Annotated in this window: 13 protein-coding genes; 2 read left to right on the top strand and 11 right to left on the bottom strand. The window is 73.2% G+C overall.

The genetic code is table 11. The features are described 5' to 3' along the window. The first annotated feature begins 48 nt into the window (after positions 1-48). Positions 49-516, top strand: coding sequence for a MarR family winged helix-turn-helix transcriptional regulator (locus tag Q3W68_RS23655; protein WP_302907556.1), 468 nt, complete (start codon positions 49-51; stop codon positions 514-516). 55 nt (positions 517-571) lie between these two features. On the opposite strand, the gene mctP is transcribed toward Q3W68_RS23655, so the two are convergent. From mctP to Q3W68_RS23620, 7 genes are all read right to left on the bottom strand, one after another. After that, positions 572-2,224 (bottom strand): monocarboxylate uptake permease MctP, encoded by a 1,653-nt coding sequence (gene mctP, locus Q3W68_RS23650; RefSeq protein WP_302907555.1) that lies wholly within the window; start codon positions 2,222-2,224, stop codon positions 572-574. A 58-nt stretch (positions 2,225-2,282) separates the two neighbouring features. Beyond that, positions 2,283-2,525 (bottom strand): DUF3311 domain-containing protein, encoded by a 243-nt coding sequence (locus Q3W68_RS23645; RefSeq protein ID WP_128137439.1) that lies wholly within the window; start codon positions 2,523-2,525, stop codon positions 2,283-2,285. Between the two features lie 126 nt (positions 2,526-2,651). Continuing rightward, entirely contained in the window at positions 2,652-3,806 is a 1,155-nt protein-coding gene (locus Q3W68_RS23640; RefSeq protein ID WP_302907554.1) for a bifunctional RNase H/acid phosphatase, read from the bottom strand. A 5-nt stretch (positions 3,807-3,811) separates the two neighbouring features. After that, positions 3,812-4,549, bottom strand: a complete 738-nt coding sequence (locus tag Q3W68_RS23635) for a zinc ribbon domain-containing protein (RefSeq protein WP_302907553.1) — start codon at positions 4,547-4,549, stop codon at positions 3,812-3,814. Continuing rightward, positions 4,539-5,396, bottom strand: a complete 858-nt coding sequence (locus Q3W68_RS23630; protein ID WP_302907552.1) for a Nif3-like dinuclear metal center hexameric protein — start codon at positions 5,394-5,396, stop codon at positions 4,539-4,541. Before Q3W68_RS23630 ends, Q3W68_RS23635 begins: the two co-directional genes overlap by 11 nt. A gap of 92 nt (positions 5,397-5,488) precedes the next feature. Beyond that, the gene (locus Q3W68_RS23625; protein WP_302907551.1) at positions 5,489-6,070 is read right to left on the bottom strand and encodes a flavoprotein; all 582 of its coding nucleotides are present in this window, start codon (positions 6,068-6,070) and stop codon (positions 5,489-5,491) included. Then, positions 6,067-7,296 carry a helix-turn-helix domain-containing protein gene (locus Q3W68_RS23620; RefSeq protein WP_302907550.1) on the bottom strand — a complete coding sequence of 410 codons (1,230 nt, stop codon included), beginning with the start codon at positions 7,294-7,296 and terminating at the stop codon, positions 6,067-6,069. Before Q3W68_RS23620 ends, Q3W68_RS23625 begins: the two co-directional genes overlap by 4 nt. A 250-nt stretch (positions 7,297-7,546) precedes the next feature. Between Q3W68_RS23620 and Q3W68_RS23615 the strand changes: the two genes are divergently transcribed. After that, positions 7,547-8,218 carry a bifunctional DNA primase/polymerase gene (locus Q3W68_RS23615; RefSeq protein WP_302907549.1) on the top strand — a complete coding sequence of 224 codons (672 nt, stop codon included), beginning with the start codon at positions 7,547-7,549 and terminating at the stop codon, positions 8,216-8,218. A gap of 698 nt (positions 8,219-8,916) precedes the next feature. Here Q3W68_RS23615 and Q3W68_RS23610 read toward each other — a convergent pair. From Q3W68_RS23610 to Q3W68_RS23595, 4 genes are all read right to left on the bottom strand, one after another. After that, positions 8,917-9,639 (bottom strand): FAD:protein FMN transferase, encoded by a 723-nt coding sequence (locus tag Q3W68_RS23610; protein ID WP_302907929.1) that lies wholly within the window; start codon positions 9,637-9,639, stop codon positions 8,917-8,919. A 101-nt stretch (positions 9,640-9,740) separates the two neighbouring features. Next, positions 9,741-10,340: an FMN-binding protein gene (locus Q3W68_RS23605; RefSeq protein WP_302907548.1), complete on the bottom strand. Its 600-nt coding sequence runs from the start codon at positions 10,338-10,340 to the stop codon at positions 9,741-9,743. A gap of 14 nt (positions 10,341-10,354) precedes the next feature. Continuing rightward, positions 10,355-11,770, bottom strand: a complete 1,416-nt coding sequence (locus Q3W68_RS23600; RefSeq protein WP_302907547.1) for a ferric reductase-like transmembrane domain-containing protein — start codon at positions 11,768-11,770, stop codon at positions 10,355-10,357. Then, positions 11,767-13,146, bottom strand: coding sequence for a DUF1501 domain-containing protein (locus Q3W68_RS23595; RefSeq protein WP_302907546.1), 1,380 nt, complete (start codon positions 13,144-13,146; stop codon positions 11,767-11,769). The genes Q3W68_RS23600 and Q3W68_RS23595 overlap by 4 nt, the downstream gene beginning before the upstream one ends. Positions 13,147-13,149: the final 3 nt, after the last annotated feature.

Raw genomic sequence — 13,149 nt, 5'->3', positions numbered from 1 at the left:
CTCCCAGATAGCTGTATCGTACAGGTATTTTCCTTGTATCATACAGCTATGAGTGAGGACGTCCACGCCACCGAGGTCACCCTCGGCCGGATCGAAACCGAGGTCGCGTTGCTGATGCGGCTGGGTGAGGCCACCCGCCGGGGCACCGGCACGATGGAGCACCGGCTGCTGGACCGCGCCGCGTACGTGATCCTGCGGCACCTGGACGCGGCCGGCCCGCAGAACGTGTCGGCGCTCGCCGCGCGGCTGAACCTGGACGGCTCGACTGTCACCCGGCAGGTCTCCGCGCTCCAGCGCGACGGGCTGATCTCGCGTACCCCCGACCCGGCCGACGGGCGCGGCACGGTGATCTCCGCGACGGCGGCCGGGCTCCAGCGGATGGCCGCCGTCCGGGCGGCCCGCACCCGGCTGTACGGCGACATCCTCGCCGCCTGGCCCGAGGCGGACCGGGAGACGCTCGCGGACATGTTGCACCGTCTCAACGAGGCACTCGACGCACGCAACCGTCGCCGCTGAGGTGTTAGGAAGGGCCCCTTATTATGCAGAATGCGTTAATAAGGGGCCCTTCCTTTCACGCCACCGGTTCCCGCGCGGAGTCGGCGCGATCGGCGGTGGCCGTCACGCGCGGGTCACCCTCGTCGGCGAAGTAGTCGTCCGGCGTGGTGTGGTCGGGTCCGTCGGCCACCTTCGCGACGCGCAGCACCAGCGTGAGCAGCGCGGCCACCACCAGGTTCACCAGCACCGCCACGATGCCCACGTAGATGGTCTTCGGCGTGTCGAAGCCGAACTTCTCCAGCGGGAACGCCGACCCGGCGAAGTGCTTCTTCCCGGTCGCCGGGTTGCCGATCTGGTAGAGCATCCACATGCCCAGCCCCATGCCGGCCACCCAGCCGGCGATCAGCGCGCCCCTGTGGAACCAGCGGGTGTAGAGGCCCAGCGCCACAGCCGGCAGCGTCTGGAGGATGATCACGCCGCCGATGAGCTGGAGGTCGATGGAGAACTGCGGGTCGAGGAAGACGATGCAGGCCACCGCGCCGACCTTCACCACCAGCGAGGTGATCTTCGAGACGTTCGCCTCCTGCGCGGGGGTGGCGTCCCGCTTCAGGTACTCCTTGTAGATGTTGCGGGTGAACAGGTTCGCCGCCGCGATCGACATGATCGCCGCGGGCACCAGGGCGCCGATGCCGATGGCCGCGTACGCGACCCCGGCGAACCAGTCCGGGAACTGCTGGTCGAACAGCAGCGGCACCACCGTGTTGCCGTCGGTGGTGCCCTCCTTCGCGCCCGGCAGCGGCTTCACGTTCGCCGCGATGGCCATGTAGCCGAGCAGCGCGATCAAACCCAGCAGCAGGCTGTACGCGGGCAGCGCGGACATGTTCCGCTTGATCACGTCGCGGTTCCGGCTGGCCAGCACGCCGGTGATGCTGTGCGGGTAGAGGAACAGCGCCAGCGCCGAGCCGAACGCCAACGTCACGTACTGGAGCTGGTTGTTCTGGTTGAGCAGGATGCCGTCGCCGGGCGCGGGTGACGCCTGGAACTTCGCGTCGGCCGCGTCGAAGATGGCACCCCAGCCGCCGAGCTTGTACGGCAGCCAGATCACCGCGACCAGGATCACGATGTAGATCAGCGAGTCCTTGACGAACGCGATCAGCGCGGGCGCGCGCAGCCCGGACTGGTAGGTGTACGCGGCCAGGATCGCGAACGCGATGATGATCGGCAGGTGCCGGGCCAGCGCGCTGTCCCCGGTCACGCCCATGGTCTTGAGCACCGCCTCGATGCCGACCAGTTGCAGCGCGATGTACGGCATGGTGGCGACGATGCCGGTGATGGCGACCAGCAGCGCCAGGATCGGCGAGCCGAACCGGTTGCGGACGAAGTCGGCGGGGGTGACGAACCCGTGCCGGTGCGAGACCGACCAGAGCCGGCACAGCACCAGGAACACCAGCGGGTAGATGACGATCGTGTACGGCACCGCGAAGAAACCCGCCGCGCCGGCCCCGAAGATCAGCGCCGGGACCGCCACGAACGTGTACGCGGTGTAGAGGTCACCGCCGACCAGGAACCAGGTGATCCAGCCGCCGAAGCTGCGGCCACCCAGCCCCCACTCGTCCAGGTGGGCCATGTCGGTGGGTCTGCGCCACCGGGCCGCCACGAAGCCCATGGCGCTGACCAGCAGGAACAGCAGTGTGAAGACGATGATCTCGGTGAGGTGGTCCGGCCACATCACTATGCCCCCTTCGTTCGCGACTGCGGGGCTCCCAGGCCCGGCTCACTCCTCGCGCTCACCGGTCACCTCGCTTCTTGGTCATCTGGTAGACCAGCGTGGTGGTGCCGACGCCCAGCAGGATCCAGGCCAGTTGCAGCCAGTAGAAACGCGGAAAGCCGAACAGCCGGGGCGAGTCGGCGTTGAACAGTGCCGGGATCAGCGGCACCACGATCGGGATGAAGAGCAACCAGTTCCAGGGACTCTTGTCCTTCGCCCTGGATCGCGCCGTGTCGAGCGCCTCCGGTTCCGGTGCGGCCATGTGACACCCTCCGGGCATTCGTAGCGGACCGTGTGACGGCCGGAGGCTACGACCCTGTGACGGGGGTCACGTACGATCGGGTGATGTCGATGCGCCGAACGGCCGCCGGCATGCGCCGAGCGGCCGTCAGACGTCCGTGAGGTGCGAGGTGTCGTTGACCGAGCGGACCGCGACGCCGCCGTCCGGGTACAGGTCCAGCACCGAGATGCCCGCCGTGTCCAGGTAGAGCCGGTGCAGGAACGCGTCGCCGGCGGCGAGCGCGTCGCGCAGCACCAGCTTGATCGGCGAGACGTGGGAGACCACCACTACCGTCTCCCCCGGGTACGCCGACCGCAGCCGGTCGACCGCTCGCCCGGTCCGCTCGGCGACAGTCACGAACGACTCGCCCTTCGGCGGCGCGACCCGGGTGGAGGCGAGCCAGGCGTCCAGCTCGGCCGCCCAGCCCTCGCGTACCTCGGCGAACGTGTGCCCCTCCCAGGCCCCGAAGTCGCACTCGATCAGGTCGTCATCGGTGCGTACCGGCGGGTTTCCGACCTGCGCGGCGACCGCCTCGGCGGTGGCCGTACACCTCGACAGCGGGGAACTGACCACTGCCGCGACGGACGGCGCCAGCGCGGCCACCCGGGCGGCGGTGGCCCGGGCCTGGGCCCGGCCGCGCTCGGTGAGCGGCACGTCGCCCCGGCCGGAGTAGCGCTTCTGCACGGTGCGTTCGGTCTCGCCGTGCCGCACCAGGATGAGCCGGGTGGCCTCCTCGGTCGGCCGCGGCTCCCAGGAGGCGGGCGTGGTGGCCGGGTCGGTGCCGGTGGCCCGGACGACAGCCGCCTCCCGCGCCTCGACCTCAGCGGGGGCGGCCGCAGGCGCGGCGCCGGACGCGGCCGCGTCCATGGCCGCGTTGGCCAGGGCGTCGGCGTGGCGGTTGTGCTCCCGGGGGATCCAGGTGAACCGTACGGCGGCGAAGCGGCTGACCAGCCCGGCCGCCTGGGCGGCGAGTGGACGCAGCCCGGGGTGCTTGATCTGCCAGCGGCCGCACATCTGCTCGACGACCAGCTTGGAGTCCATCCGCGCCTCGACCTCGGACGCGCCCAGCTCGGCGGCGGCCTCCAGCCCGGCGATCAGGCCCCGGTACTCGGCCACGTTGTTCGTCGCCGTACCGATCGACTCGGACCGCTCGGCCAGCACCTCACCGGTCTCCGGGTCCCGGACCACGGCGCCGTAGCCGGCCGGACCGGGGTTGCCCCGGGAGCCGCCGTCGGCCTCGATCACCACCGCGCGCACCGCCACGACGGCTACAGTCCCGACTCGTTGGTCCGGACCATGATCCGCCGGCACTCCTCGCAGCGGACCACGTCCTCCGGGTCGGCCTTGCGGATGCGGGCCAGGTCGGCGCCGGACATCTCCAGCCGGCAGCCGCCGCAGCGGCCACCGGTGAACAGCGCGGCACCCATGCCGGTGTCCTCGCGGATCTTGTCGTAGAGGCCGATCAGGTCCGCCGGGAGGTCACCGGCGAGCGGCTGGCGGGCGGTGCGCTTGAACTCCTCCTCCTTGGCGATCTCCGCCAGGGTCTCGTCGCGGCGCTGCTCGGTCGCGGCACGGCGCTCGCGGGCCTCCGCGAGCCGGCTCTCGATGCCGTCGAGCACACCCTGCGCGGTCTCCCGCTGCTCCATCAGCTCCAGCTCGGCGTCCTCCAGGTCGCTCTGCCGGCGGTTCAGCGAGACCAGCTCGTGCTGGATCGCCTCCAGCTCCCGGGCCGGGCCGCTGCCCGAGGCCAGGCGGGCCTCGTCCTTGCTCTTGCGCGCCCGCACCTGGTCGACGTCCTTCTCGATCCGGGCGATGTCCCGGTCCAGGTCGTCGACCGCCACCTGGGCGCGGACCCGCTCGTCCTCCAGCGCGGACAGCTCACGCGCCAGGGCCTCCAGCTCGGCGTGCTCCGGCAGGGTGCGGCGGCGGTGCGCGAGCTGGGCCAGCGCGGTGTCGATCGCCTGGAGGTCGAGCAGGCGGCGCTGCACCTTCGGGTCAGCCTTCACGTCGGGGCTCCTTGTCGTCCGGCCGGGGCGAGTCGGCGTGCACGGTCCACGGGTCGGTGTCCAGGTCGGACACCACGGTCTCGACGTCCAGCTCGGCGGCCAGCCAGGCGGCCAGGTCGTCCAGCCAGGGTCGCTCCGTCGCCCAGTGGGCGGCGTCCAGCAGCGCCGGGCCGCCGGCGGCGAGGTGTTCCCCGGCCGGATGGTGGCGCAGGTCCGCGGTGAGGAACGCGTCCACCCCGGCCGCGGTCGCCTCGGCGAGGAAGCCGTCCCCCGAGCCGCCGCTGACGGCGAGGGTACGAACCATACGCCCGGGATCCCCGGCGGCGCGAACTCCCCAGGCGGTGACCGGGAGCACGGCGGCGGCCAGCCGGGTCAGCTCGGCGAGCGTCATCGGGGTGGGCAGCTCACCGATACGGCCGATGCCCCGGCCGGGCCCGGCGGCGGGCGAGCCGGGGCGGGGCGGGTGCAGCGGGCGCAGCCCGGTCAGCCCGAACCGGGCGGCCAGCGCGTCGGACACCCCCGGGTCGGCCACGTCGGCGTTCGTGTGCGCCACGTGCAGCGCGACGTCCGCCTTGATCAACCGGTGCACGATCCGGCCCTTGTACGTGGTGGCGGCCACCGAGGAGACGCCGCGCAGCAACAGCGGGTGGTGCGCGACGATCATGTCCGCGCCGGCGTCGAGCGCCTCGTCCACGGTCTCCGGGACCACGTCCACCACGCAGGCGACCCGGCGTACCGGGTGGTCGGGCTCGCCCACCACCAGGCCGACGCGGTCCCACTCCTCGGCCCAGGCGGGCGGATAACGGCGGTCCAGGGCAGCCACGACGTCGGCGACGGTTGTGCTCACGGGCGGCCAGCTTACCGGCGTCCGGGCCGGTACACGCCGACCGTCGCCGGGCGAGGCCCCCGGCGTCGCCGAGGGCCGTGCCCATCCTGCCCTCAGCCGACCGGGGCGACCGGCCGGTCCGCGCCGCGCAGGGCGGCCAGGCCGGCGTCCCAGGGGAAGGCGTCCGCGCGCCGCTCCCCCGTGCCGGGCGGGTGCAGGCGTACGACGTGGTCGCCGAAGACCACCCGGACGCCCCACTGCCCCAGCCGGTCGAGGCTGGCCCGGAACGCCGGGTGCGCGGCCATCGCCACGTTCGTGTACGGGACGGCAGCGATCGGGACCCCCATCCCCTGCGCCTCGATCAGCAGGCCGAGCGCCAGGGTGTCGGTGATGCCGACCGCCCACTTGTTGATCGTGTTGACGGTGGCCGGGCACACCAGCATGGCGTCGGCCGGGGGCAGCACGTCCGGGTCGCCCGGGTTCTTGTAGTGCGTACGGACCGGATGGCCGGTCTGCCGGGCCAGCTCCGTCCGGTCGACGAACTTCGCGCCGTCCGGCGTGGTGACCACGCAGACCGTCCAGCCCTCCCGCTGGGCGAGGTCGACCAGCCGGCCGACGTGACGGGCCAGCGGCGAACCGCAGGCGATGACGTAGAGCACCCGCTGGTGCCCGTTCGCGGTCTCCGGACCGCTCATACTCCGACTCCCATGTGCTCAGCCAACTCCGCGATCGGCGGAGGCGGCGCACCACGTGTGCGACGGAGAATCTCGGACATCAATTCGTGCGCTATCGGCCGGCACCGGATCTCGGAGGGCGCGAGCCGGTCACCGCGCAGCAGCATGTCCCCGGCGTTGGCGACGTCACCGATCTGGGAGTAGCCCCGGGCCAGGTCGAGCAGGTGGTGCGCGCGCCGCTCCGGCAGCAGCGCGTTGAACGCGGGCTCGGACAGGCGCATGTGGGTCTCCACCGCCCGGCCGCCGTCGCCCAGCTCGACCGCCGCCGCCGCGCGGTGCAGCTCCAGGTTGGTCGGCCCGAAGGAGGTCCAGTAGTGGTTGTGGTCGCCGCCGAGCAGCTTCGCCGCCTCGTCGGCGCCGGTGAGCAGGTCGTCCACTGTCGCCGAGTCGCCGATCCGGGCCGCGGCCATCGCACCCTGGAGCAGCAGCATGCCGTACACGGAGAGCCGTTCCGGCCGGACGTCGTTGTCGCCGCCGGGCGCGAGCCGGCCCGCGATGCGGACGTTCAGCTCCAGCGCCGGGCGGGGGCGGCCCATCGCGACGAGCGCGTTGCAGACCCGTGTGGTGGCGATGCCCGCCAGCAGCGGGTCGTCGGCCCGCTGGGCCACCGCCATCGACCGGTCGGCGGCGAGCCAGGCGAGGTCGCACTCGCCGAGCTTGCGCAGCACCGAGGAGGCGATCTGGTAGACCTGCCCGAGCAGGTGGGCGGCCTCGCGCACCTGGTCGCCGGCGGCGTAGCCGGCGTCCGCGGCCTGGGCGTCGCGCAGCAGCTTGGGCAGCGCGCGGGTGAGCATGCCGTACCGGCCGTACTGGTAGGTGAGCCAGGCGTGGTTCACGGCCTTGCGCATGTCTGCCAGCGGCGGGGGGTAGGGCGCCGCGTCGAAGTAGGCGCTCATCGAGTCGTACCGCTCCAGGGCGGTGCGGATCTCCTCCACCTCGACCTGGTCGATGCAGTTGAGCGCGTCGGTACGCCGCTCCGGGTCCTTGCCGTGCAGCAACTGCACGTCGATCTGGAGGATGTCGGCGATCTCGTAGAGCACGGAGAACTTGTCCAGCCGGCGGACGCCGCGCTCCACCTTGTCCACCCAGCTCTTGGACTTGCCGAGCCGGTCGGCGAAGACCTGCTGGGACATCTTGCGGCGGCTCCGCCAGTACGCCACCCGCCGGCCTATGGGCAGTTCGTCCATTCCCGCTCCCTCCCCCTCACGGCGCCGACCGGTCCCCCCACGTCCCTCAGGCTCGCGCCGATCGCACAGGTTGTGCGTCCACCGTCCAGCCAGTTCTCGTAGTTTTCGTGCAAGTTGCACCGACCGTTAGTCACCTCAACGAGCGTGGGTTACGGCAGTGACGGCTTTCGACGTGTGGCTTGTGGACGGTCTCGGTTCGTGGACGGTCCGGCTCGTGGACGGTTCGGCGGGACCAGAGGGGACGACAGACATGTGGAGGAACGTCCGACCGCGCGTCGCTCACCTGTCGCCGCTGGAACGGGTCCGGCTGCGCCGGATCGCGGTGCGGTACGCGCTGCACGACTGGCCGGTCACCCCGGGCGCCTGCCTGGCCAACAGCCGGTTCGTCTGCGGCCGGGCCGGCTGTCCCACTGTGGGCTGCCACCCGGCGCTGGAGGACTGGGAGCACGCCGCCAGCGCCGACCCGGTCCGGGTGGCCACCTGGTGGCGCAGCCGCCCGCACGGCATCCTGCTGCCCACCGGCCGCGCCTTCGACGTCCTGGAGGTCGCCGCCCACCTGGGCCGGCAGGTCCTGGACGCGGTCGCCACCCATCCCGCCGGCTTCGGCGTACGCGGGCCGGCGCTGGTCACCCCGACCGGCCGCTGGATGTTCCTGGTCCGTCCCGGCGACCCGCTGCGGCCCGAGCTGGAGCACTGCTTCCACGTGGTACGCCACGGACCCGGCTCGTGGATCCCCGCCCCGCCGACCCGGCTGCCCGAGGGGACGGTGCGCTGGGTGGTCGCTCCGGAGCAGGCCCGCTGGCAGCTCCCCGACTCCTACCTGGTGCAGAACGCGCTGATCGCCGCGTTACGGGCGGCCGGCGTGACGCTCGGCGCCGACCTGTTCCCCGGTCACCTCCCGCTGCCCCGCCGGGGCCGCTGACTTCCCAGCACCCACCCGGTGCCGCCGCAGCGCGTGCCCGGTGCCGGGCGTTCTCGCTGGTCACGGCGGGTCCGGTGACCCGGACGGGTGGCCGACAGCGACCTCCCCGGCACCGGACTCGTTGTCCCTGGCGAGGGCGCGTGTGCGCCAGAGCGGGGGTTTGACCATGTCCAGGGACGACGCTGCCCGCCACACCGGCGGTACCGAGCCGGCGCGGCCCCGCCGTCGCGTGCACCCGTGGGCCTTCACCCGGCCGCTGGGCGTCCGCCCCGGCCGACCCCGCCCGACGGGGTCCCGCCCCGCCATCCTCCACCGCCCCCTCCGCTGACCCCCGTCTCTCCCCTCCCTCCCCGCTTCAACCGCCCCACTCCCGCCCACCGCCGGTGATCAAGGAGCTTGTGTCCGCTCCAGGACGCTCCAGAGGACACAAACTCCCCTTGATCACCGCACCGAGGGGGGCCGGAGGCGGGCCGGGCCGGGGCCGGCCCGGAGGCACGGGCAGGAGGGCCGGCACCGGAGCGCGGGCCGGGACACCGTCCGCGCCCAGCCCGACGCACCCGGCGGGCGTAGTCGTGGGCCTGCGCGATGACCTGAACCGTTGATCATGAAGTTGGCGGTGCGACACGCCGGGCGGCGGTGCCGCCAACTTCATGATCAACCGGGTGAGGGGCGGGGTGAGGGCGAGAGGGCGGGGTGGGTCAGCGAGACGGGAGGGTGCGGGAGTGGTGCTGGTGGGCGTCGTCCGTCACCACGGCGTGCTGCCAAGGCGCCGGTAGGCGGTCCAGCCAGGTGAGGCCGGGTTCGCCCATTGCCACCGCCGCCGTCGCGTACGCGTCCGCTACGCCCAGGTCCGGGCCCACCACTGTCACCGAGCGCAGACCGGTCGCCGGTACGCCCCGGCGCGGGTCCAGTACGTGGTGGCCGCGCTCGTACACGCCCGAGGTGGCGACCGCCAGGTCGGTGCCGGTCAGCACCAGGCAGGTCGCCGCCGCGTCCCAGGGATGCCGCACCCCGATCCGCCACGGCTCCCCGGCCGCGTCGTGGCCGCGTACCCGCACGTCGCCGCCCGCGTTCACGCAGTGGTTCGGCGCGCCGGCGGCCACCAGCCGGTCCGAGGCGACCTGCGCCGCCCAGCCCTTGACGTAGCCGGACGGGTCGAGCCGGCCCGTCGCGTACACGTCGAAGAAGCCGTCGGTGGCGGTCCACAGGTCGGCGCAGGCAGCCAGCACGGCCCGCAGGTCGGCGGAGGCGTCCGCGGTCCGCAGCTCGCCCCGGTCGACCCGGCACACCTCGCTGTCGTCCCGGTAGGTGCTGAACCGCGCGTCCACCTCGCGCAGCCAGCCGAACGTGTCCTCGGCCAGCTCGTGCAGGGTCTCCGGGGGCAGGTCGTCGGCCAGGTCGAGGCTGATCGCCGTACCCATGACGTGCTCGACCCGGCGCAGGCCGCGCCGGGCGGACGGACCGGGACCGACGACGGCGGCGGCGCCGGCACCGGCACCGGCACCGGCACCGGCCGGGACGGTCACGCCTTGTCCAGCGCGGCCTGCAACGACTGCTTGTACGCGGTGCTGGTGTAGGTCGCACCGGACACGGTGCTCAGGTTGGCGCTCTGCCGGGCCACCACCTCGCCGGAGGTGCCGCTGTAGCGGGCCTGCACGTCGTCGCTGCGCTGCCCGGACTGCCCGCCCAGTGGCAGTCCGATCGCCGTGGCGTCGACGATGCGGCTGCCGCTGAGCGTGATCCGGACCTGGAGCGAGCCGTACTCGTAGGTGACCGACGGCCCGGTCACCGTGCGGGTGGTGACCTTCGGCGCGCTGGTGGTGGTCCGGGGCGCGGCCGGCGTGGTGCGGGTGCGGGTGCCGCCCCGGCTGGCCGCGCTGCGGTCGGCGCTGGGCTTGGCCGTCGGCTTCGCCGAGGCCCGGGGCGTTCCCGCCGGGGTGGAAGCGGGTGCGGAGCCGGTGGGCGACGGCGGCTCCGGCGCGGCCGAACCACCGGGCACGACCGGGGCCAGCGCGGCCGGTACGTCCGGCGTGGCCTGCCCGGCGCCGGGCGCGCCCTTGAGCACCACCAGTGCGGTGGTGCCGGCGGCCAGGCCGGTGATCGCGAGCAGCGCGCGACGCATGGGCGGTGCCTCTCCTACAGCTCGAACGCGGTCAGGTGGATCTGGCGGCGGGGCACGCCCGCCGCCCGCAGCGCGGCGACCGCCTCGTCGACCAGGCCGCCGGGGCCGCACAGGTAGACGTCACGGCGGGTCAGGTCGGGCACGAGGCGGCGCAGGCCCTCGGGGTTCATCACCTGGCGGGGGCCGGGGTCGTCGCGGCGGCCGACGACGTACCAGACGGAGGTCTGCCGGGCCTGCGCGAGCCAGTCCAGCTCCTGGTGCAGGAGGACGTCGGCGGGGGTACGCGCCCGGTAGATCAGCGCCGCGCCGGGCGGCAGTTCCTCAAGCATCGCCCGCAGCGGCGCGATGCCGCTGCCCCCGGCGATGAGCAGCGCCCGTTCCCGGGTGCGGTGCGCGGCGGTGAACGTGCCCGACGGGCCCTGCGCCCAGACCCGGGTGCCGGGCGTGAGGTCGCGCAGCTCGGCGGTGTACCCGCCGACGACCTTGACGGTGATCCGCAGCCAGCGGTCGTTCGCGGCGGCGGAGACGGAGAACGGGTGCGACTGCCACCAGCAGCCGGGGTTGAGGAAGCGCCAGCGGAAGAACTGCCCGCCGAGCAGGTCGATCTGGTTGAGCCGCTGCCCGGTCAGGTAGACCGAGACGGTGTCCGGGCTCTCCGCCACCACGTCGGCCACGCGGAGCCGGTGCCGCAGGTTGAACATCAGCGGCGCGAGCACCCGGCCCCACACCAGCGCGGCCACGACCAGCAGGTAGGCGGCGATCCAGCCGGTACGCACCGGGCCGGGCTCGTAGAGCTGTGCGCCGTTGCTGAACTGGTGCGCGTAGCCGAGCAGCAGCGTGAGGTAGCTGGCCGCGTGCAGCAGGTGCCACAACTCGTACGGCAGGCGGCGGCGCACGGCGCGTACCGCGGTGAACGCGACGGCGACCAGGATGCCCGCGGCGACGAACGCGGAGACCATGTCCTCGTAGTCGGTCAGCAGCGCGCCGACCTCGCCGAGCACCGTCTTGCGTTCCTGCCGCGAGTAGCCGACCACCAGCAGCGACATGTGCGCGAGCACCGCCACCAGCAGCGTCGCACCGAGGTCCCGGTGCAGCCGGGAGATCCGCTCGCCGCCGAGCGCGCGTTCCAGCACGCCGAGCCGGCTCATCATCAGCACCTGCACCAGCAGCAGGTAGCCGGCGATCAGGCCGGTGATCCGCCCGCCCGCGGTGAGCAGGTCGGCGGTGTCGGCGAGCGAACCGGCCGGGGTGTCCAGCCACCACGGCAGGACCGCGGCGACCAGGCCCAGCCAGAAGACCGCGGCGAGCGCACGCCGGCCGCCGGGTCCGCGGCGCGGACGACCCGGGGGTACGGGGGCAGCCGGACGGCCGCCGTACGGGGCGGGATGCCCGGTACGGCGGCCGGCGGCGCGGGTGTCCTGGTACGTCACGCGTAGATCTTGACCGGGGTGAACTTCTGCCGGGGGAAGACCTTGTCCACCTGGGCGGTGGTCAGGCCGAAGCGGCCCTGCGCGACGGATCCGTAGACGTTGAACATGTTGTTGTATTCCGGCACGTCGCCGCTGTCCAGCTTGTCCAGCCCGTTCCAGGTGCCGAGCAGCGAACCGGCGAGCTTGCGGCCGGACAGCACGGTGACCACGCCGCCGTGCCCGTGGTCGGTGCCGCCGCCGTTCGAGCCGACACGCCGGCCGAACTCGCTGGACACCATGATGGTCACGTCCGCCGACCGGTCGCCCAGGTCGGTGAAGAACGCGGCCATCGCGTTCGCCAGCTCGTTGAGCCGCCGCCAGAGCTGGCCGCCCTCGCGGGTGCCCTGGTTCTCGTGGGTGTCGTAGCCGCCCATGCCGACAGTTGCCACCCGCACGTTCGCGCCGCCCTTGATGAGCTGGGCGAGCTGCTTGAACGCGTTCCCGACGCCCTGGTACTGGACGCCCTCGGCGGCGGCGTACGGCTTGGCGGCGAGCTTCTGGGCGGTGGCCAGCGCGCCCATGCCCTCCTGCACCGCCTCCTCGACCGGGTGGTTGATGCCGGTGAACAGGCCGCGGATCGCCTTCTCGGTGGCCGCCCGGAACTTGTCGTCGCCGTTGAGCCGCAGGTCGCCGACGCTGTTGAGGGAGATCGCGCCGTTCACGCCGACCAGCGAGCGGGGCAGCGTGCTGCCGATGCCGACGCTGCGGAACGCGGTGCCCTTGCCGAGCGAGTCGACCAGGCTGTCCAGCCAGCCCCGGCCGCCGGTCTCACCCGGCAGGCCGCCCAGGTTGCAGGCGTCGGCGGCCTGGAAGTGGCTGCGGGACAGCCGCGGGTCGGACACGGCCGGCACGAAGCCGAGCTGCCCGGCCTTGAGCCACTTCTCCAGCGGCGCGAACGCGCTGGTCAGCTTGAAGCCGCGGGCCAGCGCCAGCGAGTCGTTGCCGAGCAGCAGGTCGGGGCGCGCCTTGGCGAGCACCGGGTCGTCGGCCGGCGCGACCAGGCTCAGCCCGTCCAGCCCGCCGTAGAGGAAGACGTGGATCAGCGTGCCGGTCTTGGTCGCGGCGAACGACGCCGAGGTGGTGACGAACTGCGCGGTCGCCAGCGCGGTCGCGGTCGCGGCGGCGCCGGCCACGAAGGTACGCCGGGTGACGCCCCGGCCGTCCTGCTGCGCCTCCTCGACCTCCTCCAGCCGGCGGTACCGGTCGGCCTCGGCCGCGTTCTCGGCCGCGACGATGTCCGCCTCCGCGCGCAGCAGCGCCTCGGCCGGGTTGTCGGCCAGCCGCCGCAGGTCGGGGCATTCGGGGTGCAGGGGGTACGGGTTCACGGTCATCTCCATCGA

The organism is Micromonospora sp. C28ISP2-4 (assembly GCF_030519385.1).
In the GTDB taxonomy this organism is placed as follows: Bacteria; Actinomycetota; Actinomycetes; order Mycobacteriales; family Micromonosporaceae; genus Micromonospora; species Micromonospora tulbaghiae.
This window is presented reverse-complemented; position numbering and strand designations above follow the sequence as displayed.

Coding starts and splice junctions, on each gene's coding strand:
- Q3W68_RS23625 (WP_302907551.1), bottom strand. CDS start 6,070: ATGAGCGGTCCGGAGACCGCGAACGGGCACCAGCGGGTGCTCTACGTC.
- Q3W68_RS23615 (WP_302907549.1), top strand. CDS start 7,547: ATGTGGAGGAACGTCCGACCGCGCGTCGCTCACCTGTCGCCGCTGGAA.
- Q3W68_RS23620 (WP_302907550.1), bottom strand. CDS start 7,296: ATGGACGAACTGCCCATAGGCCGGCGGGTGGCGTACTGGCGGAGCCGC.
- Q3W68_RS23655 (WP_302907556.1), top strand. CDS start 49: ATGAGTGAGGACGTCCACGCCACCGAGGTCACCCTCGGCCGGATCGAA.
- Q3W68_RS23605 (WP_302907548.1), bottom strand. CDS start 10,340: ATGCGTCGCGCGCTGCTCGCGATCACCGGCCTGGCCGCCGGCACCACC.
- mctP (WP_302907555.1), bottom strand. CDS start 2,224: ATGTGGCCGGACCACCTCACCGAGATCATCGTCTTCACACTGCTGTTC.
- Q3W68_RS23645 (WP_128137439.1), bottom strand. CDS start 2,525: ATGGCCGCACCGGAACCGGAGGCGCTCGACACGGCGCGATCCAGGGCG.
- Q3W68_RS23610 (WP_302907929.1), bottom strand. CDS start 9,639: ATGGGTACGGCGATCAGCCTCGACCTGGCCGACGACCTGCCCCCGGAG.
- Q3W68_RS23595 (WP_302907546.1), bottom strand. CDS start 13,146: ATGGAGATGACCGTGAACCCGTACCCCCTGCACCCCGAATGCCCCGAC.